The organism is Pararhizobium sp. DWP1-1-3, from assembly GCF_049896125.1.
GTDB lineage: Bacteria > Pseudomonadota > Alphaproteobacteria > Rhizobiales > Rhizobiaceae > Pararhizobium.
The window spans coordinates 1-22,607 of record NZ_JAFCTR010000005.1 but is presented as its reverse complement, the minus strand read 5'-3'; the positions used below and the strand labels follow the sequence as shown (position 1 = coordinate 22,607).

17 protein-coding genes are annotated in these 22,607 nt (G+C 61.6%); 8 read left to right on the top strand and 9 right to left on the bottom strand.

What is annotated here, in order from left to right; genetic code table 11:
* The first annotated feature begins 198 nt into the window (after positions 1-198).
* The 5 genes from hslV (at position 199) to ACP7BS_RS12795 (ending at position 5,399) form a co-directional block, all read left to right on the top strand.
* Positions 199-723: an ATP-dependent protease subunit HslV gene (gene hslV / locus ACP7BS_RS12815; protein WP_426238410.1), complete on the top strand. Its 525-nt coding sequence runs from the start codon at positions 199-201 to the stop codon at positions 721-723.
* Positions 713-1,231, top strand: a complete 519-nt coding sequence (locus ACP7BS_RS12810; RefSeq protein ID WP_426238409.1) for a GNAT family N-acetyltransferase — start codon at positions 713-715, stop codon at positions 1,229-1,231. Before hslV ends, ACP7BS_RS12810 begins: the two co-directional genes overlap by 11 nt.
* Positions 1,228-2,535: an ATP-dependent protease ATPase subunit HslU gene (gene hslU, locus ACP7BS_RS12805; RefSeq protein WP_426125655.1), complete on the top strand. Its 1,308-nt coding sequence runs from the start codon at positions 1,228-1,230 to the stop codon at positions 2,533-2,535. The genes ACP7BS_RS12810 and hslU overlap by 4 nt, the downstream gene beginning before the upstream one ends.
* A 472-nt stretch (positions 2,536-3,007) precedes the next feature.
* Positions 3,008-3,922 (top strand): DUF1402 family protein, encoded by a 915-nt coding sequence (locus tag ACP7BS_RS12800; RefSeq protein ID WP_426238602.1) that lies wholly within the window; start codon positions 3,008-3,010, stop codon positions 3,920-3,922.
* A gap of 82 nt (positions 3,923-4,004) precedes the next feature.
* The gene (locus tag ACP7BS_RS12795) at positions 4,005-5,399 is read left to right on the top strand and encodes a cytochrome P450 (RefSeq protein ID WP_426238408.1); all 1,395 of its coding nucleotides are present in this window, start codon (positions 4,005-4,007) and stop codon (positions 5,397-5,399) included.
* Here the strand turns inward: ACP7BS_RS12795 and ACP7BS_RS12790 are convergent.
* Positions 5,362-5,916, bottom strand: a complete 555-nt coding sequence (locus tag ACP7BS_RS12790) for a hypothetical protein (protein WP_426238407.1) — start codon at positions 5,914-5,916, stop codon at positions 5,362-5,364. The genes ACP7BS_RS12795 and ACP7BS_RS12790 overlap by 38 nt on opposite strands.
* Positions 5,917-6,120: 204 nt before the next feature.
* Here ACP7BS_RS12790 and ACP7BS_RS12785 point away from each other — a divergent pair, with 204 nt between their 5' ends.
* Positions 6,121-8,121, top strand: coding sequence for a hydantoinase/oxoprolinase N-terminal domain-containing protein (locus ACP7BS_RS12785; RefSeq protein ID WP_426238406.1), 2,001 nt, complete (start codon positions 6,121-6,123; stop codon positions 8,119-8,121).
* A 209-nt stretch (positions 8,122-8,330) separates the two neighbouring features.
* Positions 8,331-10,499: a malate synthase G gene (locus ACP7BS_RS12780; RefSeq protein ID WP_426238405.1), complete on the top strand. Its 2,169-nt coding sequence runs from the start codon at positions 8,331-8,333 to the stop codon at positions 10,497-10,499.
* A 794-nt stretch (positions 10,500-11,293) separates the two neighbouring features.
* Here the strand turns inward: ACP7BS_RS12780 and ACP7BS_RS12775 are convergent.
* Positions 11,294-11,956, bottom strand: a complete 663-nt coding sequence (locus ACP7BS_RS12775; protein WP_426231480.1) for a L,D-transpeptidase — start codon at positions 11,954-11,956, stop codon at positions 11,294-11,296.
* 179 nt (positions 11,957-12,135) lie between these two features.
* Between ACP7BS_RS12775 and ACP7BS_RS12770 the strand changes: the two genes are divergently transcribed.
* Complete coding sequence (locus ACP7BS_RS12770) at positions 12,136-12,669, top strand: MmcB family DNA repair protein (protein WP_426238404.1); 534 nt, start codon at positions 12,136-12,138, stop codon at positions 12,667-12,669.
* Between the two features lie 7 nt (positions 12,670-12,676).
* Here the strand turns inward: ACP7BS_RS12770 and ACP7BS_RS12765 are convergent, their stop codons facing one another.
* The 7 genes from ACP7BS_RS12765 to ACP7BS_RS12735 form a co-directional block, all read right to left on the bottom strand.
* Positions 12,677-13,261 carry an ActR/PrrA/RegA family redox response regulator transcription factor gene (locus tag ACP7BS_RS12765; RefSeq protein WP_426231482.1) on the bottom strand — a complete coding sequence of 195 codons (585 nt, stop codon included), beginning with the start codon at positions 13,259-13,261 and terminating at the stop codon, positions 12,677-12,679.
* Positions 13,262-13,338: 77 nt separating this feature from the next.
* Positions 13,339-14,643 carry an ActS/PrrB/RegB family redox-sensitive histidine kinase gene (locus ACP7BS_RS12760; protein WP_426238601.1) on the bottom strand — a complete coding sequence of 435 codons (1,305 nt, stop codon included), beginning with the start codon at positions 14,641-14,643 and terminating at the stop codon, positions 13,339-13,341.
* 31 nt (positions 14,644-14,674) lie between these two features.
* Entirely contained in the window at positions 14,675-17,143 is a 2,469-nt protein-coding gene (gene hrpB, locus ACP7BS_RS12755; RefSeq protein WP_426238403.1) for an ATP-dependent helicase HrpB, read from the bottom strand.
* On the bottom strand, positions 17,140-17,802 hold the full coding sequence (locus ACP7BS_RS12750) for an ATP-binding cassette domain-containing protein (protein WP_426238402.1): 663 nt from the start codon (positions 17,800-17,802) through the stop codon (positions 17,140-17,142). Before ACP7BS_RS12750 ends, hrpB begins: the two co-directional genes overlap by 4 nt.
* A complete protein-coding gene (locus tag ACP7BS_RS12745) occupies positions 17,803-19,527 on the bottom strand; it encodes an ABC transporter permease (protein ID WP_426238401.1) in 1,725 nt (574 codons plus the stop codon). It lies immediately after the preceding gene.
* The gene (locus ACP7BS_RS12740; protein WP_426238400.1) at positions 19,511-20,749 is read right to left on the bottom strand and encodes an ABC transporter substrate-binding protein; all 1,239 of its coding nucleotides are present in this window, start codon (positions 20,747-20,749) and stop codon (positions 19,511-19,513) included. The genes ACP7BS_RS12745 and ACP7BS_RS12740 overlap by 17 nt, the downstream gene beginning before the upstream one ends.
* Before the next feature lie 102 nt (positions 20,750-20,851).
* Positions 20,852-21,796 (bottom strand): ornithine cyclodeaminase family protein, encoded by a 945-nt coding sequence (locus ACP7BS_RS12735; protein ID WP_426238399.1) that lies wholly within the window; start codon positions 21,794-21,796, stop codon positions 20,852-20,854.
* Between the last annotated feature and the right edge of the window lie 811 nt (positions 21,797-22,607).

The window sequence follows — 22,607 nt, the reverse complement described above, 5'->3', positions numbered from 1 at the left end:
CGCTCCTTATCAGGCGGTGGGCGAAATATCCAGAACTGCCGCCATGATTCTCGCATATGCGAAACGCAGCTGAATTGATGGGGAGAGGAGACGGCGACGTGGGCTATTTGCAATCGGCAAAAGCGCTCTTACATAGGTTTCAACGGAGCCGGTGTTCGGCTCGTCGAAGCGGCCCGGACACCGGGCAGGGTGGGTTTTATGACAACGATTATTACCGTCCGGAAGGGCGGACAGGTGGTGATGGCCGGCGATGGCCAGGTGAGCCTTGGCCAGACCGTGATGAAGGGCAATGCGCGCAAGGTCCGCCGCCTGGGCAAGGGCGAAGTCATCGCCGGTTTTGCCGGCGCGACAGCCGATGCCTTCACGCTTTTGGAGCGGCTCGAATCCAAGCTCGAGCAATATCCGGATCAGTTGATGCGCGCCGCCGTCGAGCTTGCCAAGGACTGGCGCACCAACAAATACCTGCGCAATCTGGAAGCGATGATGCTGGTCGCCGACAAGTCGATCACCCTTGCCATCACCGGCAATGGCGATGTGCTGGAGCCGGAACACGGCACCATCGCCATCGGCTCTGGCGGCAATTATGCCTTCGCCGCAGCGCGGGCGCTGATGGATACTGATAAGTCGGCCGAAGAGATAGCCCGCCGGGCGATGGAAATCGCCGCCGACATCTGCGTCTATACCAACGGCAATATCGTCATCGAAAAGCTCGATGCAGCCTGATCAGACCGTTACCTTTGTGGCTGTCGATGCGAGCCATGAGCCGATGCTGCTTGGCTGGCTGTCGCAGCCGCATGTGCGTGAGTGGTGGGGCGACCCGCAGGATGAGCTCGCGCTGATCCGCGAGGACCGGACAACAGGAGAGACGAAGGGTTTCATTTTCTTCGTCGTTGGCGAGCCTGCCGGCTACATCCAGTCCTGGCTGCCGGTGCAATATGAAAGCGAGCGCTGGGCCAAGGACCTGACACCCGATACGCCGGGGATCGATATCTTCGTCGGTCCGGCCGACATGACCGGGAAGGGCGTAGCGTCCAGGGCGATCCGGGCTTTCGTGCCGCAGCTTTTTGCCGGCACGGCGCCACGGATCATCATCGACCCGGATGCAGGAAATAAGCGAGCCCTCAGGGCTTATGCCAAGGCGGGGTTCACCCCCTATGGCGAATGGAACGATAGCTCTGGGCGCACAATCCTGATGGAATTGGCCCGGACAGAATTTGAGAGGACCAAATGACCACATTTTCACCCCGCGAAATCGTGTCGGAGCTCGACCGGTTCATCATCGGCCAGCACGATGCCAAGCGCGCCGTCGCCATCGCGCTGCGCAACCGCTGGCGCCGCCAGCAGCTCTCGGATGAGCTGCGCGACGAAGTCATGCCGAAGAATATCCTGATGATCGGCCCGACCGGCGTCGGCAAGACGGAGATTTCCCGCCGTCTGGCCAAGCTCGCCGGTGCCCCCTTCATCAAGGTCGAAGCGACGAAATTCACCGAAGTCGGCTATGTCGGCCGCGATGTCGAGCAGATCATCCGCGACCTTGTCGAAGTCGGGATAGGCCTGGTGCGCGAAAAGAAGCGCGCCGACGTCAAGGCCAAGGCGCATCTGAATGCCGAGGAGCGCGTGCTTGACGCTTTGGTTGGCGCGACCTCTTCGCCGGCCACACGCGACAGTTTCCGCAAGAAGCTGCGGGCCAACGAGATGGATGACAAGGAAATCGACATCGAGATTGCCGATACGGCAACGCCGGGCGGCGGCTTCGAAATCCCCGGCATGCCCGGTGCCAATATCGGCGTCCTGAACCTGTCGGAAATGTTCGGCAAGGCAATGGGGCAGCGCACCAAGAAGGTCCGCACGACGGTCAAGGAGAGCTACGGCATCCTGATCAACGACGAATCCGACAAGCTGCTCGACAATGAGGAGATCCAGCGCGAGGCCGTGCGTTCGGCGGAAAATGACGGCATCGTCTTCCTCGACGAAATCGACAAGATCGCCGCCCGCGATGGCGGCATGGGCGCTGGTGTTTCACGTGAAGGCGTGCAGCGCGACTTGCTTCCCTTGGTCGAAGGCACCACGGTCGCGACCAAGTATGGTCCGGTGAAGACAGACCATATCCTGTTCATCGCCTCGGGCGCCTTCCATGTCTCCAAGCCGTCCGATCTCCTGCCGGAATTGCAGGGCCGCCTGCCGATCCGCGTCGAGTTGAAGGCGCTGACCAAGGAAGACTTCCGCCGCATCCTGACGGAAACCGAAGTCAGCCTGATCCGCCAGTACAAGGCGCTTCTGGAAACGGAAGGCGTCAATCTGGACTTTACCGAAGACGCGCTCGATGCGCTGGCCGATGTTGCGGTCAAGCTCAACACCAGCGTCGAGAACATCGGCGCCCGGCGCCTGCAGACCGTCATGGAACGGGTCCTCGACGAGATCTCCTATGCGGCACCGGACAAGTCCGGCGAGGCGCTGACGATCGATGCGGAATATGTGCAGAAACATGTCGGCGATCTCGCCGCCAACACGGATCTGTCGCGGTATATTCTGTAAGGGTATCGCGGCTTGAACCGAAAACTGGTGACGACATCCGTTAAACGACGGTGTCGTCAGATTGATGATAAAAGGTTGTGTGGCGAAAATGCTCCACGTTCCCGTCATCCTCGCCCTTGTGGCGGGGATCCAGCGATCCGACGTCCGTCGGATCAAAAGACTCTTTCAGCCCAAGGACTTGGGCTGACTGGATCCCTGTGACAGGCACAGGGATGACGGCGTTCTTGGCTGTCACATAGCTTCCCAAAACCTTCAATAATTGGGAATGGCTTTGACAGTAATCTGAACGCACCTGCCAAACCGCCTGTACCCTTGTTGTTTCCCAAGGCCATACGCGATAAGGCTTTCGCCGGTGCCGGGCATGATTCCGACACGATTTTGCCGCATGCGTCCCGGCATATCCGGAACGTCAAGACAGGTTCACAGGAAACAGAGCGTGCGCCCCATTCTTCAGATGCTTTTCGTCGCGGCCATGATTGCCGTTACCGGCCCCGCCCTGGCGGACGGCATTCGTGTGGTGCCCGAGGGCAACCGGTATCAGGAACAGCCGAACGTGCCGGGCGCATCCGTGCGCCGGACCAAGGCCGGCAAGACCTCGTTCGATGCCAAATACGACAAGGTGCACAATCTGCTGGCCAATGACAGCAAGCTGATGGGCAAGATCAAGTCGACGGCGCGCGCCTATGGTATCGATCCGATCCACATGATCGGCGCCATCGTCGGCGAACACACCTACAATGTCGACGCCTATGACCGGCTGCAGTCCTATTACGTCAAGGCCGCCGCCTATGCCGGCGACAGTTTCCGGTTCGGCTACGAGGGCGAAACGGTGGCGCAATTCGTGGCGCGTCCGGAATTTTCCAAATGCGCGGCCAAGAAAAGCTCCTATGCGCTCTGGACCTGCCGTGAAAGCGTCTGGGATAGTCAGTTCCGCGGCAACACGGTCGGTGGCACGTCCTATCCGAACAATCGCTTCAGCGCGGTGTTTTTCCAGCCGTTCTTCGCTGGCCAGACCTTTGGCCTCGGCCAGATCAACCCGCTGACCGCGCTGATGCTGACCGACATGGTGTCGCGCGTTTCCGGCTATGACCGGCTGGACGAAAACGATGCTGCCGGGGTCTATAAGGCGATCATGGATCCCGACCAGTCGCTCGCCTATATGGCCGCATCGATCCGCCACTCGATCGATGCCTACAAGTCGATCGCCGGCATGGATATTTCCGATAATCCCGGCATCACCTCGACCCTCTACAATGTCGGCAATCCCGACCAGCGCGCTGCGGCCCTGGCTGCGAAGAACAAGGGCGGCGCGGTGCAGTGGCCGGAGGAAAACTATTACGGCTGGCTGGTCAACGACAAGCTCGCCGACCTCAAGGCGCTGCTTTAACTTTCCTGAAACCGCCTTATCTTCATGCGAAGGATAGGCGATTGCCGCCGTGCATGCTTGGCGGCGTATGGAAAGTATCATCATGGATATGAGACCCGAACCGTTCGAGCCGCCAGCGCCAATCCCCCGCACGGTGCCGCCGTCGCGTCTGCAGATCATCCGCACGGTGATGCGCAATCCGCTGGAACTGTGGGGCGAGCCTTCCTACACGCTGCCCTGGATCGACACCAAGTTCGTCACGCAGCGCACGCTGATCGTCAACGATCCCAATCTGATCCGCTATATCCTCGTCGAAAATGCCGCCAACTATGAAATGTCCAAGGTGCGCCGCCTCATCCTGCGGCCGATCCTGCGCGACGGTCTGCTGACGGCCGAGGGCGAGGTCTGGAAGCGCTCGCGCAAGGCCATGGCGCCGGTGTTCACGCCACGCCATGCACGCGGCTTTGCCACAAGCATGCTGTCGAAAACCGAGGAATATGCCGCGAAATACGACGAGGCGGCTGCCACAGGTGCGGTGGTGAATATCGCTACCGACATGACCGAGCTGACCTATGAGATTCTCTCGGAAACCCTGTTCTCCGGCCAGATCGCTGCCGAGACCGAGGGGTTTGCCGATAGCGTCGAACGTCTGCTGCACCGGATGGGCCGCGTCGATCCGATGGATATTCTGCTGGCACCGTCCTGGGTGCCTCGATTGACCCGCATCGGTGGGACAAAGGTAATGGCGGAGTTCCAGGCGATCGTTGCCAAGACCATGGACCAGCGGCGGCAGCTGATGCGCTCCGACCCCGATGCAGCGCCACAGGATTTTTTGACGCTGCTCCTGCAGCTGGAGCGGCCACAGGGACTGTCCACCGACGAGATCGCCGATAATATCCTGACCTTCATCGGCGCTGGACACGAAACCACGGCGCGGGCGCTTGCCTGGACGCTCTATTGCGTCGCCAATTCCCCGCATGTGCGCGCCAATATGGAAGCCGAGATCGACGCCGTGCTGTCGAGCGGAGCCGAGCCGGTGGACTGGCTCGACCTGATGCCGCATGTGCGCGCTTCCTTCGAGGAGGCTATGCGCCTTTATCCGCCGGCCCCTTCGATCAACCGGGCCGCGATCGAAGCCGATTCCTGGACCTCGCCCGAGGGCGAGCGGGTGGATATTCCCAAGGGCATTGCGGTTCTGATCATGCCCTGGACGTTGCATCGCCATGTACTTTACTGGGAAAAACCGCGCGCCTTCATGCCGGAACGCTTCCTGCCGGAAAATCGCGACAAGCTGCACCGGTTCCAGTACCTGCCGTTCGGCGCCGGGCCGCGCATCTGCATCGGCGCCACGTTCGCGCTGCAGGAAGCGGTGATCGTGCTTGGCGTGCTGATGAAGCGCTTCCGCTTCGACATGACGCCGGAGACGAAACCCTGGCCGGTACAGCGGCTGACCACCCAGCCTAGGGGCGAGCTGCCGCTGAGGGTGTCGGCGCGCTAAAGGTTTTTCCCGGCGTTTCTGATTGCACGGCGCGGATCGGCGAATCGGAAGCCACCGGCTCCTGCATTTGCTTCTTCGGCCGTTTGATCGTCTTGATCGCCGCGCAGGTCGCGTCGCCAACGCCCTCGCAGGGCTTGTAGACGACGATCTCGCTGCCGGCGCCATCATCCCAGACGGCCTGGATGGCGAGCGTCTTTGCCTCTCCGGCCGGCAGCGAAATGTAGATATATTCGTTGGTATTGCTGTCGGGCAGGTTGAACGGGATCTGCGGATTGCATTTGCCGAGTGGAAAACGCTTGTCGAGCGTGTCGGAATTGACCGAGTAGCGGATTTCCGAGAGTCGGCAATGCATGGTCTGAAGTGCTGTAAAATAGATCAGCTGCTTGTCGTCGTAATTGCGGAACTGGATCCAGCCGGTCGTCTTGTTGGCATCCAGCATCGCCTTGTAGATGGCGACATCCGGAAGCACCGGCTTGTACTCTTCCTCATCGCTCGCTTCCTGCGCAAAAACAGGCATTGAGAACGCCGGGGCGTTAGCAAACGCAAGAACAAGCAAGAGCATACGTGAGAAGCCAGTCATGCCATGATCCTTATTCCCGCACTGTCGCGCAGCCTGATTGCCGATGTCGGCGAAGCGATGGTCTTTCGCTGAAAGATGTCATATCACCTCGTGCATATCCTTTGAAGCCGGGTTTCCGGTACTGCCCGAATGGACGCTCTCGTGACTGACCATCTTCTCCTCGGTATCGATACCGGCGGAACCTATACCGACGCGGTTCTTTTCAGCGAGACCCAGGGTGTCGTTGCCAAGGCAAAGGCGCTGACCACCCGTCACGATCTCTCGGTCGGCATTGCCGGTGCCGTCGAGGCGGTGCTTCGACAGGCAAAGGCACCCGCATCCGCCATCGGCCTGGTGTCGCTATCGACGACGCTTGCCACCAACGCGCTGGTCGAAGGGCAGGGCGGCCGCGCCGGTCTGGTGATGATCGGTTTTGGCCCGGAAGATTTGAAGCGCGATGGGCTGCTGGAGGCGCTGGGGACCGATCCGGTGATCTTCCTGCCCGGCGGCCATAATGTCCATGGCGGCGAGACGCTGCTGGATATGACGCTGCTCGACGAAGCCCTGCCGCAGCTCACAACGCAGGTTTCTTCCTTCGCCGTCGCCGGCTATTTCGCCGTCCGGAATCCGGCTCACGAACAACGGGTGCGCGACCGCATCCGCGAAGTCTCGCATCTGCCGGTCACCTGCAGTCACGAGCTGTCTTCCAAGCTTGGCGGCCCCCGCCGGGCGCTGACCACCCTTCTCAATGCCCGCCTGGTCTCAATGATCGACCGGCTGATCGGCGCCTGCGAGGGTTTTCTGAAAACCCGAGGCATCGATGTGCCGATGATGGTCGTGCGCGGCGATGGCGCGCTGATATCGGCGGCCGAGGCCCGGCTACGGCCGATCGAAACCATTCTCTCCGGCCCGGCGGCAAGCCTCGTCGGCGCCCGGCACCTGACCGGCCTCGACAATGCGGTCGTCTCCGACATCGGCGGCACCACCACGGATGTCGCGGTGCTCGACAAGGGCCGGCCACGTCTGGACGGCGAAGGCGCTGTCGTTGGCGGGTTCCGCACCATGGTCGAGGCGGTGGCGATGCGCACCTTCGGTCTCGGCGGCGATTCGGAAGTCCGCATCAACGATCGCGGGCTGCAGGCCAAGATCGATCTTGGCCCGCGCCGGTTCCTGCCGCTTAGCCTGGCCGCCGTCGAGCATGAGGCCGCCATCATTTCCGTGCTCGAGCGGCAGCTGCGCACCGCCCATGTCGGCCGCTATGATGGCCGTCTGGCCGTGCGAACCGGGCTTCCCGATCATCTGGCAAGCGGCCTGCAGTCGCAGGAACTGGCTTTGTACGAACGCATCGGCGCTGTACCCGTGGCGCTCGAAAGCCTGCTGACCAGCACCTTGCAGAAGGCGACGCTGGATAGGCTGGTGGCACGCGGCCTTGTCCATATCTGTGGTCTCACCCCGTCCGATGCCATGCACGTTCTGGGGCGGCAGGACCAGTGGAATGCCACGGCCGCCCGGCTCGGTGCAGAGCTTGCCGCCCGGGTAAAGGACGGCTCGGGTAAGCCGATCGCAGCGACCGCCGAAGCGCTGTCGGAGATGATCGTCGCCCGGCTTACCCGCCAGTCCGCCGAAGTCATTCTATCTTCCTGCCTTGCGGAAGACGGTGCGGCCATCGATCCGGCGGTGTCGCTTGCCGTTGACCGGGCGTTGAAACGCGAGCCGGGCATCGTCGCCTTCTCGCTGTCTCTGGATCGCCCGCTGGTCGGGCTCGGGGCGTCCGCACCGGTCTATTACCCGGCTATCGCCGAGATGCTCGGCGCCGAATCATCAATCCCGGCCGAAGCGGGGGTAGCCAATGCGGTCGGCGCCATCGTCGGCCAGGTGCGGGCGTCCGTCACGGTCTTTGTCACTGCGCCGGATGAGGGTATCTTCATCGTCAACGGTGCCGGCCCCAGCAGCCGGTTCCTCGATCAGGATCAGGCTTTCGCATCGGCCCGCGAACGGGCACGAATGGCAGCCCTGGCCTCGGCCCGGTCGAATGGTGCTGATGAGCCGGCCCTGGTGATGCGCGAGGAGATCGATGCGCCGGAAACCGAGGGCGGCCGCAGGCTGATCGAGGCCCGATTCACTGCTGTTGCCAGTGGCCGTCCCCGCGTCGCGCATCATTGATTTGTTCTTTTTTGGAAATAATTCTTCGCATTCTTGCTGGATTGACAGGGAATGAAAGCGTGAGAGACTGCGGCCACCTACAGCGCCGCGCGTCAGTCCTGACGCGCAAAGGTCGCTGTATCAATTTGAAATTGCTGTATAATTCTTTAAATCAGATTCGATTTAAGGAATTATACAGCGGATTTGAGCGTTAATTCATGGAGTTGCCGATGGGCCGGATAGAAAAGAATGGGTTGGGAATCGATGCGGATCTGCACGAATTCCTCGTCAAGGAAGCACTGCCCGGCACTGGCATCGATGTGGACCAGTTTTTCGCAGCCTTTTCGCAGATCGTCCATGATCTCGCCCCGAAGAACCGCGATCTGCTGGCCAAGCGCGACGCGCTGCAGGAAAAGCTCGACAACTGGTACCGCCAGAATGGCGCACCGGTCGACATGGCGGCTTACGAGGGCTTCCTGAAAGAGATCGGTTATCTCCTGCCGGAAGGCCCGGATTTTTCGGTGTCCACCAGCAATGTCGATCCCGAGATCGCCACCATCGCCGGGCCGCAGCTCGTCGTCCCTGTCATGAACGCGCGTTATGCGCTGAACGCCGCCAATGCCCGCTGGGGTTCGCTCTATGATGCGCTTTACGGCACCGACGCGATTGCCGAGGATGGCGGCGCCGAAAAGGGCAGGGGCTATAATCCGGTTCGCGGCCAGAAGGTCATCGCCTGGGCGCGCGGCTTCCTCGATGCCAGCGCGCCGCTTTCGGCCGGCAGCTGGAGCGATGTCACGGCGCTTGCCGTTGATGGTGCATCCCTGTCGATCTCGACCGCGTCAGGTCCGGTAAAACTCACTGACGGCGCTCAGTTCGCCGGCTATCGCGGCGACAAGGCCTCGCCGTCGCATCTGCTTCTGAAGAAGAACAACCTGCATATCGAAATCGTCATTGATGCCGCGACGCCAACCGGCAAGGACGACAAGGCCCATATTTCCGACGTCATCCTCGAATCGGCGATCACCGCGATCATGGATTGCGAGGATTCGATTGCTGCGGTCGATGCCGAAGACAAGATCGTCGTATATCGCAACTGGTTGGGCCTGATGAAGGGCGACCTGCAGGAAGAAGTCAGCAAGGGCGGCAAGACCTTTACCCGCAAGCTCAACCCGGATTTCAGCTTTGCCGCGCCAAACGGCGGCGAGGTCACGTTGAAGGGCCGCGCGCTGATGCTGGTGCGCAATGTCGGTCACCTGATGACCAATCCGGCGATCCTTGACCGCGATGGCAACGAGGTCCCGGAAGGCATCATGGATGCCATGATCACCGGCCTGATCGCGCTTTACGACATCGGCCCGACCGGTCGCCGGATGAACTCGCGCGAAGGCTCGATGTATGTCGTCAAGCCGAAGATGCACGGTCCGGAAGAGGTTGCCTTCGCCTCGGAAATCTTCGGCCGCGTCGAGCAGGCGCTCGGCATGGTACCGAACACCATGAAAATGGGCATCATGGACGAGGAGCGCCGCACGACTGTTAACCTCAAGGAATGCATCCGCGCTGCCAAAGAGCGCGTCGTCTTCATCAACACCGGCTTCCTCGATCGTACCGGCGATGAAATGCACACCTCGATGGAAGCGGGCCCGATGATCCGCAAGGGCGACATGAAGCAGGCGGCGTGGATTGCGGCTTACGAAAACTGGAACGTCGATATCGGCCTGGAATGCGGCTTGTCCGGCCATGCGCAGATCGGCAAGGGCATGTGGGCGATGCCGGACCTGATGGCGGCGATGCTGGAACAGAAGATCGCCCATCCGAAGGCCGGTGCCAACACCGCCTGGGTTCCGTCGCCAACCGCCGCGACCCTGCACGCGACCCACTATCACAAGGTCGATGTTGCGGCTGTCCAGAAGGACCTGAAGAGCCGGAAACGGGCAAACCTCAGCGATATCCTCTCCGTCCCGGTCGCCTCACGGCCGAACTGGACGGCAGAGGAAATCCAGCGCGAGCTGGACAACAATGCACAAGGCATTCTCGGTTATGTCGTCCGCTGGATCGACCAGGGTGTCGGCTGCTCGAAGGTGCCGGACATCAACAATGTCGGCCTGATGGAAGACCGCGCCACGCTGCGCATCTCCGCCCAGCACATGGCCAACTGGCTGCATCATGGCGTCGTTACCGAGGCGCAGATCGTCGAGACGATGCAGCGCATGGCCGCTGTCGTCGATGGCCAGAACGCCGGGGATGCGGCCTACACGCCGATGGCCGGCAATTTCGACGGCTCCATCGCCTTCCAGGCAGCGCTCGAACTGGTGCTCAAGGGCCGCCAGCAGCCAAACGGCTACACCGAACCGGTCCTGCATCGCCGCCGCCTGGAACTGAAGGCGAGCGAAGCGGCTTGAGGTTGGTTGCCGGGAACGGGAAACCCGTTCCCGGAAAAATGGATTGTGCCGGGGAAATTCACGCCTGTCACAAAGTCTGGTTGTCGTTGACTGTCCGGTGATTGGATAAGGGAAATGCCAGTACATCCCCACTCTCCGTCATGCTCGCCCTTGTGGCGGGCATCCAGCGACCCGACGTCTGTCGGGTCAAAGGACGCTGTAATCCTTGAATAAAACTGCTCCCTCACCGCGCAGACGCGCGATGGCTGGGTGCCTGTGACAGGCACAGGCATGACGGAAGCCGTGTGAGGCCATCCAAAAAAATTCATCCCCGTTTTTCCCCGCCCCCAAAAGACAGGGCATACTGCTCAAGCCTCCGCCACCGGAGTGTTGCGCGAGACGGTCGTGGACAGGGGGAGGCTGGTGCCCGTCGTCGCGGCCGTAACGTGCGGTCCTGATGGCGGGGGATGGTGCCCGGGCGGGAAACCGCCTCAAAAACGTCTCCCCCGCGGCTTCCAGGCTGCGGTTTGGTTGAGCCATGCAAGTTCTGGCGCAAAGGCCGGGATGCAGCGAGACGGGGTAATCATTCGTAGGGGCCGGAAGCCCCGAGACAAGCCAAAGGCCACGCGGAAGCGGTGCCATGTTGAAATTGTTTTGAGAGGTTCCGCATCCGCGTGCGCTCTCCATGCTCTTTGAAAACCGCAGGCGATTTCGCCGTGCGAAGGCGGACCCGTGTCATCTCGGCATGTCGAGGAATCAAAAATCCCCGGACAAGCCGGGGATCTGAAACGTCTGGCACTCGGTCGAAGCAGCAGTTACTGCTGGACGATGACGTGGGTGTTCTTGCCCGGACGGACGCGGGCATAGAGGTCGATGATGTCCTGGTTGATCATGCGGATGCAGCCGGACGAAGCGGCGGTGCCGATCGAGGCCCATTCCGGCGAACCGTGGATGCGGAACAGCGTGTCCTTGCCTTCATCGTTGAACAGGTACATGGCGCGGGCGCCGAGCGGGTTGCGCAGGCCAGGCCCCATGCCGTTCTCGACATATTGGGCAACGTCCGGCTTGCGCACGGCCATTTCCTTCGGCGGATGCCATGTCGGCCATTCCTGCTTCCAGGCGACGTAGGCGCGGCCTTCCCACGCAAAGCCGGCCTTGCCGACGCCGATGCCGTAGCGAACGGCCTTGCCGCCGGGCAGCACGAAATAGAGGAAGCGGTTCGGCGTGTTGACGATGATCGTGCCGGGCTTTTCAGCCGTCGTGTAATCGACGATCTGGCGGTGAAAACGCTCGTTGACCTTGTTGATCGGGATCGCCGGAAGGGCGTAGCCGTGATCTTCGATCGGGCCGTAGCCATCCGAGAAAATCTGGTTGGTCGCGACTTTTTCGCCGATGGGAGCGATCGGCGCGGTGGAGCAACTGGCCAAAGCGAGAGTGGCCGCGAGGCTGCACAGCAGGAATGCATTGCGGAAGCGCATGGGGATCTCTTAAAATGAGGCAAGAATATCTGGGTCGTTTCGACCACCAGTGATTATGGTTTATTTGCGATTCATGCCGGATTGCAAGTGAATGCGTTGCGGCATTTTTATGCGGCAGTGCAAATTCCCGGCGGATTGTTTTTTTGCAACAAAAGCGCCGTTATGCGAGAGTTTGATGCATGGCGATTCTCTCTATCCACAACGATAGTCCGTTGACCGACGGCCGACAGTCGCAGCGTGCATTGATGGTTCGCCGCGGCGTGCAGCGTTACCTGCATGAATTGCGCCATGCAGTATTGCCGGAACTGACGCTGGCCAGCGGCAGGCGTGCCGATCTGATTTCCATTTCGCCAAAGGGCGAAATCTGGATCGTCGAGATCAAGACGTCGATCGAGGATTTCAGGGTGGACCGGAAATGGCCGGACTACCGGATGCATTCTGATCGGCTCTATTTCGCCACCCATAGTGGCGTGCCGCTGGAAATTTTTCCGGAAGAATGCGGATTGCTGCTGTCGGACGGCTATGATGCCGAAATGATCCGCGATGCGCCGGAACACAGGCTCACTGCGCCGACGCGAAAATCGGTCACTCTGAATTTTGCCCGTGTCGCGGCGCAGCGGCTGATGCTGGCGGAATGGTCGGCAGACAGGGCAGGTGATATTAGCCCGAACATGCGCGATATCGTTTCGGGCTCGCTGGACGGTGAAAGCTGACGCGCCGTTATTTCGGCGCGCGCTTGGCCAGGATGCGCTGCAGGGTGCGGCGGTGCATGTTGAGCCGGCGGGCGGTCTCCGAAACGTTGCGCTCGCACATTTCATAGACGCGCTGGATATGTTCCCAACGGACCCGGTCGGCCGACATCGGATTTTCCGGCGGCTCGGCGCGTTCACCGGCCCGCTGCACCAGCGCCCCGAAAATATCGTCGGCGTCGGCGGGCTTGGCAAGGTAATCGACAGCCCCGAGCTTCACCGCGTTGACGGCGGTGGCGATATTGCCATAGCCGGTCAGCATGATGATGCGCGTGTCGTCGCGCCGGGTGCGGATCGCTTCGATGACGTCGAGACCGCTGCCGTCGCCGAGCCTGAGGTCGACGACCGCGTATTTCGGCGGCCGGGTCTTGGCCTTGGCGATGCCTTCGGCAACCGATTCGGCGATATCGACGGCAAAACCGCGGGTTTCCATGGCGCGGGCAAGGCGGCGCAGGAACGGCGCGTCGTCATCGACGATCAAAAGGGACGTATCAGTGCCGATCAGCGAAGCATCACTGGGTGCAGCGCCGGCCGCTTCGGTGGTGTTTTCCGTCATGTCGCAATCCTCGGTGCAGTCTCTCGTTCCTGCACTCTATGTAAGTTCGCATATTCCCGCTACCGAATGCCGTAAAGTCATTTTGACAGTTTCGTGTCCATCAGGATGCGCGGCCATTCGACGCTGACGCGGGCGCCGGGCTTTTCCGGACCACCGTTTTCAAAGGCCAGCTTGGCTCCCGAGCGCTCCAGCAGCGTCTTGGCGATAAACAATCCCAGGCCCAGGCCGCCGGCGCTGTCGTCTTTCTGCCGCTTGGTGACATAGGGCTCGCCGATCCGGCTGAGGATATCCGGCGCATAGCCGTCGCCATCGTCCTCGATGACAACCGAAACGATCGCCGGCGTATGGGTGACGGTGACCGTCACTTCCTTCTTGGCATAGTCGACCGCATTTTCCAGCAGATTGCCGAGCCCGTAGAGAATGCCGGCATTGCGGTTGCCGACCGGCTCCTTGGCGCGGTCTCCCCGTTCGACAAGGTTGATCTGGATGCCGAACTCGCGATGCGGCGCCATGACCTCCTCGATCAGCGACGACAGCGGCAGGTGACGCATATGGTCTTCGTTTTCCGAAGATAGCGTCGTCAGGCGCCGCAGGATATCCCGGCAGCGTTCGCTCTGGCTGCGCAGCAAGTGCACGTCCTCGCCGAAACGCGGATCGTTGCCCAGTTCACGTTCCATCTCCTTGGCAACGACGCTGATGGTTGCGAGTGGGGTGCCGAGTTCATGCGCGGCTGCGGCAGCAAGGCCGTCGAGCTGTGAGAGATGCTTCTCCCGCTGCAGCACCAGTTCCGTCGCCGTCAGCGCCTCGGACAGCTCGCTTGCTTCCAGCGAGACGCGGTAGGTGTAGAAAGCCGCAAACGCCGTGGTGGCAACGATGGCGACCCATAATCCGGCCGTAAGGACCGTTGGCACCAAAAGGACGACACCCGGATACCAGGGCAGAGGAAAGGGCGAGTAGGCAAGCGCCGTAATGCCGAGAATGGCAAGACTTGCCAGCGCGATGCTGTGCCACTTCGGCTGCGAGGCCGACGAGATGATGACGGGAACGCAGACCAGCGGCGCAAACGGATTGGCAAGGCCGCCGGTGATGAACAAAAGTGCCGTCAGCTGAGCAAGATCGATGCCAAGCAGAGCAAAGGCTGCCGGTGGCTGCAGCCGGTGCGTCGGCGGATAGCGGATGGTGAGATAGGCATTCACCCAGCCAAGCAGGGCAATCAGCAAGCAGCAAGCGATCAGCGGCAGCGGAAACTGCAGCCAGAAGGCGGTGATGATGACGGTGATCGACTGTCCGCCGACCGCCAGCCAACGCAGGCGAACGATGGTTTGCAGGCGCAAGACGCGGCTTGTGGTGGCTTCTTCCCCGTCGAGTGCGGCCGCGATCATCCGGTTTCCTGTCGTAAAAGTCATTTGAGTGTCATGTACCACGCGGCTTTGCCCGTGTCGTTGGCGGCGCATTGGCCGGATCCTCCGGCCACGGATGTTTCGGGTAACGGCCGCGCATGTCGGCACGCACATCCTTCCAGGATCCGGCCCAGAAGCCGGGCAGGTCGCGCGTCGTCTGCATCGGCTTGTGGCCCGGCGAGATCAGCTCCAGCAGCAGCGGCAGTCGCCCGCCGCCGATCGACGGATGCGTCTTCAGCCCATATAGCTCCTGGACACGGATCGACAGAACCGGCTCGTCGCCATCGTAGCGGATCGGATGACGCTGGCCGGTCGGCGCTTCGAAATGCGTCGGCGCCAGCCGGGCGAGATCGCGGGTGACTTCGTGCGGCACCAGCGATTGCAGTCCCTCCGAGAGGCTGCCCGCACTGATATCGTCGATACCGCGCGTATCGCGCTGGAACGGCACGAACCATTCGTCCAGCCGCGATAGCAGGCTGTCATCCGACATGTCGGGCCACGGCTCGCCCAGCGTGCGATAGAGAAACCCGATGCGGTCGCGCAACTGCGCTGCTTCCTTGGAGAATGGCAGAACCGCAAGCCCGAGCTGGCGAACGCCATCGGCCAGCGCCCGCGCCGCTGCTTCGCCCTTGGGTTTGCCGAGCGGTGTCTCGTCAAAAATGATCGCGCCCAGCCGCGTTACCCGCCGCGCCCGGACTTGCCGGCTTGGCCGGTCGAAAAAGGTCTGGTCTTCCTGGACGATCGATTGCGGCATGTGCGCCTCGACATCGGCCCGGGTGATTTCTGCGGCGGCCAGAATACGCTGCCCGCCGGCACGGCCGGTCAGGTCGGCAATGACCAGCATGGTGGCACCCGCCAGACGTTCGGTCTGGGGCAGCTCGGCGCCACGGCCATTGGCCATGACAAACCGCCCGCGCCCGCCGCGCTGCAACGCGATCCGGTCGGGAAAGGCCTGCATCAGGAGAATGCCGGGCTGAACCGGTTCGTTGGAATCCCTGGCCGCACTCAAGCCCTTGGCCATCCGCCGGGCCAGTCCACGCGAGGCATCGGCCCGGTCACCACGTTCCGACTTGAAGCGACGAAGCCGGTCTTCCAGATCGATGCCGCTTCCGCCCAGCCCCTGCTCGGTCAAAACCACGGCCAGAAGACATGCTTCAGTGGCCTGTCCGTCTTCCGCTGCCGAAACGGCCATGGCCGCAAGACGCGGCGGTAGCGCCAGCTGGCGAATCTGCTTTCCGCGCATCGTCAATGTCCCATTGGTATCGAGCGCGCCGAGCTGAACAAGCAGAGCCTTCGCCTCCTGCCATGTTGTCACCGGTGGCGGATCGAGAAAACCAAGACCGGCCGGATCAGTCACGCCCCAATGGGCGAGATCCAGTACAAGGCCGGACAGGTCGCTCGAGAGAATCTGCGGTGGCGTAAACGCAGGCAGCGCTGCCGTCTGCCCCTGATGCCAGAGACGGATGGCAATGCCCGGTTCCGTGCGCCCGGCGCGGCCCGCCCGCTGATCGGCGGAGGCACGCGAGACGCGCACGGTTTCCAGCCGGGTAATGCCGGTGGATGCCTCGAAGGCCGGAAGCCGCTGCAGACCGCTATCGATGATGATGCGCACACCGTCGATGGTGATCGAGGTTTCGGCAATCGACGTGGCCAGCACGATCTTGCGCGTTCCCGCTGCGGCAGGGCGGATCGCGGCGTCCTGTTCCTTCTGGCTTAGATTGCCGAACAGCGGCGTGATGATGGTTTCCGCGCCGAACCGGCCGGTCAGCCGCTCGGCCGTGCGGGTGATTTCCGCCTGTCCCGGCAGAAAGGCGAGGATCGAGCCGGTTTCCTCGCGGTGCGCCTCGACGATGGCCCGCGTCACGGCATCTTCCACGCGTTCCGTCGATGCCCGTTCGCGATAGCGCACATCCACCGGAAAACTGCGCCCCTGGCTTTCGATCACAGGCGCGCCGCCCAAAAGTTGCGCCACCCGCCCGACATCCAGCGTCGCCGACATGACGATCAGCTTGAGATCATCGCGCAGCGCCTGCTGCACATCGAGTGCCAGCGCCAGTCCGAAATCCGCATCCAGCGAGCGCTCGTGGAATTCGTCGAACAGCACCGCCGCAACGCCCGGCAATTCCGGGTCATCCAGCAACATCCGCGCAAACACGCCCTCGGTCACCACCTCGATGCGGGTCCTTGCCGAAATCCGGCTGTCGAGCCGCATGCGGTAGCCGACCGTATCACCAACGCTTTCGCCAAGCAGGCTCGCCATGCGCCCGGCAGCCGCACGGGCCGCCAGCCGGCGCGGCTCAAGCAGAATGATCCGGCCATCGCCACGCCAGGACTGATCCAATAGAAACAGTGGCACAAGCGTCGTCTTGCCGGCGCCGGGCGGTGCTGAAAGCACGACCGCTGGAGCCTGCGCCAACGCCTGCCCAAGCTGCGGCAGGATAGCCCGTACCGGCAGGTCCGGCAGACTGTCCGTCACGGTCATTGGCTGGCCTCCTCACCAATCACAATGATATCCCCGCCAGTGGCTTGCGCATCCGCATGATCATGGGTGACCAGAATAACCGGCAGGCCGGCGGCTTTCGCCCGTGAGAAAATCAAAGCACGGGTCTGTTGCCGCAGGTCGCTGTCGAGTTTGGAGAAGGGTTCGTCAAGCAGCAGCAAGCGCGGCGCCGACAGCATAACGCGCTGCAGCGCCACCCGGGCTTTCTGCCCACCCGACAACGTGGCTGGATCCCGATCGAAAAAACCCGTGAGCTCCACATCGACCAGTGCCTGCTCCACCATGCGCCGCCGCTGGTCGCGCTTTGTAATGGATGGCGTCAATCCGAACAGCAGGTTGCCGCCGACAGAGAGATGCGGAAACAGCAGCGGGTCCTGGAAGAGCACACCGCACCGGCGTTTTTCCGCCGCAACGCCGGTCAGATCGTCGAAATCGATCAGGATGCGGCCACTGGCCGTAAAGGCCGGGTCGAGAAAACCGCCGAGATAAGCAAGCAGCGCCGATTTTCCGGAGCCGGATGGTCCCATGACCGTCAGGATTTCTCCGGGCCGGACATGCGCGGACAGAGACAGCAGCGTTCGGCCGTTAAGGGCGATGGAAATCGCCTCCAGATGCAGGCCGTCTGTCGTGTCGGGTTTCATTCAAATCCTCATCGCGCGCCGGTCGCGGAATAGCAAGTGCGGCACCAGCGATGCAATCAGAAATCCGCCGAACGGAACCAGCGTCTGCAGAAGCGCATAGACGCCGATGGCCCGCCGGTCGCCGCCGGAGGACAGGGCCACGGCCTCGGTGGTGATGGTGACGATCCGTCCGGCGCCGATCAGAAGCGTCGGCAAATAGAGCCCGGCAGACACCGCGAAACCGACGGCAAAGGCGGTAAGGCAGGCCCGCGTCAACAGCGGCAGGCGGACATGCAGCAGCACCTGCAGTGGCGATTTTCCGAGCCCCGCCGCCAGCGTTTCGTAGCGGCGGTCGAGCGCCTGCCAGGGTTGCGACAGGGATAGAGTGACATAGGGCAGCACGAAAATCAGATGCACGAACAATAGCAGAGGAAAGGATGCGTCAAACCCGAGCGACACGCTGAGGATCTGCAGGCCGAAGACGAAGCAGAGCTGAGGCATGATCAGCGGTAGGTAGAGTACACTGCTAAAGGCGCGGCTGTCGCGAACGCCGCCCTGCCACAGCAGTCCGATAGAAAACAAGAGCGCGATGGCCGCAGAACTGCTGGCAAGCGAGATCGTCGTGGCAATCGCATCTCCAGCCTGCGGCAAGACGCGCATCCAGGCTTTAAGCGTAACACTGTCCGGTAGCAGGGCGGGAAACGGCCAGAGGCCGGCAATCGACCATAAGAAGAGCACGAAAAGGCCGAGAAAGACCAGTGCCGCCGCTAGGGCCATTGCTGCGCAGGCCGACCTGCGCAGCAACCGGTCATCAGCCCCGCGAACACCGGATACAGACATCCGTCGCAGCAGAACAGATCCGACCTGCTCCAAGGCCAGCCACGTCACCATTGCCGTTATCGTAAGAGCGAGCTGCAGCAGCGCGCCAGCCGAGGCAAGGAACCGCATCCGTAGATCGCTATCGGCCATCCATTCGGCAATACGCACCGCAAGCGGCGCCGGCAGTGCCGGACCGAGGATCATCGCCACATCGACGACGGAGCTGGCATAGGCAAGCACGGCAAAAACCGGAAGCCGGATCTGCCGGTAGAGCAGCGGCCAGACGCTGATCAGGAACCCGCAGATACGGCCGTAGCCAAGGCTGGCCGACAGCTGCCGCGCCTGGATGAGCGGCACCTGCGGCAGCGCCGCCAGCGTCACCAGAAACAGGAATGGCATTTCCTTGACGATCAGCCCCGCCATCATCGTCAATCCCAGCGGGTCCTGTGGCACCAGCCAGTCGGGCGGGCTGCCATAGCCTGTCAGACCGGGCGAAACGAGACGCATCGCCAGTCCGGACGGCGCGACAAGGAAGGCAAGACCAAAGGCTGCGGCAGCATGCGGAATGGCGAGCAGCGGTGAAACCAGATGCTGGATGCGCGAAAACATCCGCGTTCCCGCATACCCGGCGGTACACAGCATGACGAGAACAAGCGACACACTGGTGGTGAGGATCGCCGTCGCAAAACTGATCAGCGACGAGCGCAACAGGTGAGGCTCCGCTGCGAGGTCGGTCAAATGCTCAAGGGTCAGGTGATCGCCGCCGAGCGCCGGCAGCAGGCCAAAGGCCGGCCCAATCGTTCCGGCCAGCCCGGCCAGAATCGGCAAGCCGATCATCGCCAGCACCAGGCCCGATACGCTGAACCGGAGCCTCATGCCGCCGCCAGCCTGCGGCCGGATGTGGTTTCCTTCAGTTTGCCGCTCCATAGCGCTTGATCCACTCCACCTCGATGCGCGTCATCCAGTCGGGATGCGGCTCGGCCAGCGTCGGCCCGAGCTTGTCCGGTGGCAATGTCGCGACGCCAAGGTCGAGCGCTGCGAACGCGGCTTTGTCGGCTTCCGGCAGCTTGCCCAACGCAAGCACCGTCGGATCCCCCCAGATCTTCGGATCCTGCTTTCGCACCTGCGCTTCCGGCGACAATAGGAAGTTGGCCAGCACCAGAGCACCGGCCTTGGCATTGGCATTATAGGGAATGCCGACGAAATGCGTATTCCCCAGCGTCCCCTTCGAAAACACGAAGGAGCGGACGCTGCCGGGCAGTTCACCGGCAGCAATACCGGCCGAAGCTTCCGCCGGATTGAACGCGAAGATGATATCGAGTTCGCCGTCCGCCAGCTTCTGCTTCATGTCGGGATAGTTTTTTGGGAAAGCCTTGCCCTTGCGCCACAAGAGCGGATGCAATTGGTCGAGATAGGCAAACAGCGGCGCCACATCCTCATCGAACGTCGCGTCATCGACCGGCTTCTGTAGTTTCGCCGCGTCGGCAATCAGTTCGCTCAAAACCTGTTTGAGAAAAGACGAGCCGATGAAATCCGGCGGCTGCGGATAGGAAAACCGGCCGGGATGGGTTTGCGCAAAGGACAGTAGCTCCTTGGCCGAATCCGGCAGGTCTTTTTTCCGCGTTCGCGCCTCGTCATAAAAGAACACCAGCTTTGCCGCTCCCCAGGGGCTTTCCAGTCCGTCGGTCGGGATGGTGAAATCCGTTGTCGTCGTCGGCTGGTTCTCGATATCGACCAGACCCCAGTTTGGCAGCTTCGTTGCCCAGCCCGGCGAAAACAGCAGGCTTTGGCGCTTCATCGCGGCAAAATTCTCGCCATTGATCCAGATGAGATCGACGGACCCATGCCGGTTGCGCCCGGCCGTCTTTTCGGCCAGCACCGCCGTCACCGCCTTTGCGGTGTCGTCCAGCTTGACCTGCACGACAGTAACGCCGTAGCGCGCCTTCACCGCGTCGCCGGCCCATTGGATATAGGCATTGATATTGGCCGAACCGCCCCAGGCATTGAAATACACTGTCTCGCCGCGGGCTTCAGTCAGTATCTGGTCCCAGTTGGCCGCATCGGTTGCCATGGCCGGTCCGATGGAAGCCAGCGCCAGCGGCGCCAAAAGCGCCATCCGGATAAACATCCGCCGCGTCGATCTGATCATGCTTCCCCCACTGGCTCCAAATGCGCGGCCCCAACCTAAGCCAAGGCCGCGATCCGTCAACGCCAGGCGAGTTCAACCACCATCACGATCCGGTGACGGCGATCAGCTGCGCCGCGCGCCCTCAAAGGCAAGAACGGCCCCGGCCAGATCCTCAAGCGCTGCACCGACGGATTTGAACAGGGTGATTTCACTTGCGTCCGTTCTGCCCACATGACGCCCGCCGGTCAGTTCAGACAGATCCGCCCGCACGGAACCGGCGGCAATGATACCGGCCCGCAATGGCTGAACCAGATCGCCGCCTTCGGTGAGCGCGCCGTCGCGCGTGTCGACAAACAGCGTGGCGCGCTCGACGGCCCGGTCATCGCTCTCGCGCATGCTCGGCTTGAAGGCGCCGACGAGATCGAGATGCGCTCCGTCCTTCAGCCAATCGCCGCGGATCAGCGGTTCGGATGACAGGGTCGCACAGGAAATGATATCGGCCTGACGAGCGGCAGCTTCTATATCCGTGGCAACGGATATGGTGATACCGGCAAGATCAAGCTGCGCTGCGGTGGCCTTGGCCTTGCTGATATCGCGGGCCCAGATCGTCACTTCGGAAATCGGCCGCACGGAGGCATGCGCCTCGATCAAATTCTGCGATAGCCGGCCGGCACCCACCATCAGCATGCGCCGCGCATCCTTGGCGGCGAGATAATCTGCCGCCAGCGCCGAGGCGGCGGCGGTCCGGCGGGCAGTGAGTTCCGCGCCGTCGATAATGGCCAGAAGCTGGCCGGTCTTGCCGGAGGAGAGAAGGTAGCTGCCATGGATGGCCGGCAGGTTGCGGCCGCTATTGCCCGGAAACACCGACACCATCTTGACGCCGATATAGCTGCCCGGCTGCCAGGCGGGCATCAGAAGCAGGGTCGCGGCATCTTCTCCGGGAACCGCAACGTCATGATGATGGCGCACCGGCATCTCGCAGCCGTCGCGAAACATTGTTCTGAGTGCCTCGATTAGCTCGCCCCAGGGCAGCATCGCGCGCGTTTCGGCTTCATTCAGGACCAGCATCTCTCTCTCCCATATAGATAAGTGGGCGAACCTTAGCAGGAGTTTTCAAGGGGACAAAAGGAGGGGATGGGCTGATGTTGTGCGGCCCGCGCATAACCGCGAAATTTCGCCCCACCGCGTCGTTCCCATTTTTGACCATTTGGACAACATTCCGGCTCGTGGATTGGGTGTGTTTTGCCGGATTCTGGTCAGTGTTTGGCTTGTTCTCGAAATACACAAACAATATCAACCACTTATCAAAAACTTCATTTTCTTTCAAAGTCTGTGTTGACTTGTTTCGGGTGTGTCGCCTATAAACCGCTCACCAACGAGGGCGGCGGCGCTGCTGGCGACCGACGAACTCGCTCTGAAGTTTCTTACGAAAGTTTGGTGCGGATTGTGGGTTTAGGCGGGAACGCTGAGGCTCTCGGGGTTAAGGTTTCGACGGATTTTGGTTCGTCTGTTTTTTGACAATTGCATAGAGAGAAAGAGAAACGTGGGCGGCGGATGTTCGCAACTGGATTAAGTTCCGGTTTTAAGTCGACAATGGCGGTCACGTTTCTATGAGAAGTTACATCGTTCTCTTTTTTTGGCGCAGATGCCTTTCGCCAGTCCTTGCGGACTGACGGGACCTGCGCTTCGTGATGCGGTTTCCGCATGGCGGTTTTGGCACCCTTGTCGTGAGACAAGAAAGGTTTGCCAAAACGAACTAAGAGAATATGTGAAGTTCTCGTCGATTCAGACGTGACCATTAAAGCCAGACTAGATTTTCAACTTGAGAGTTTGATCCTGGCTCAGAACGAACGCTGGCGGCAGGCTTAACACATGCAAG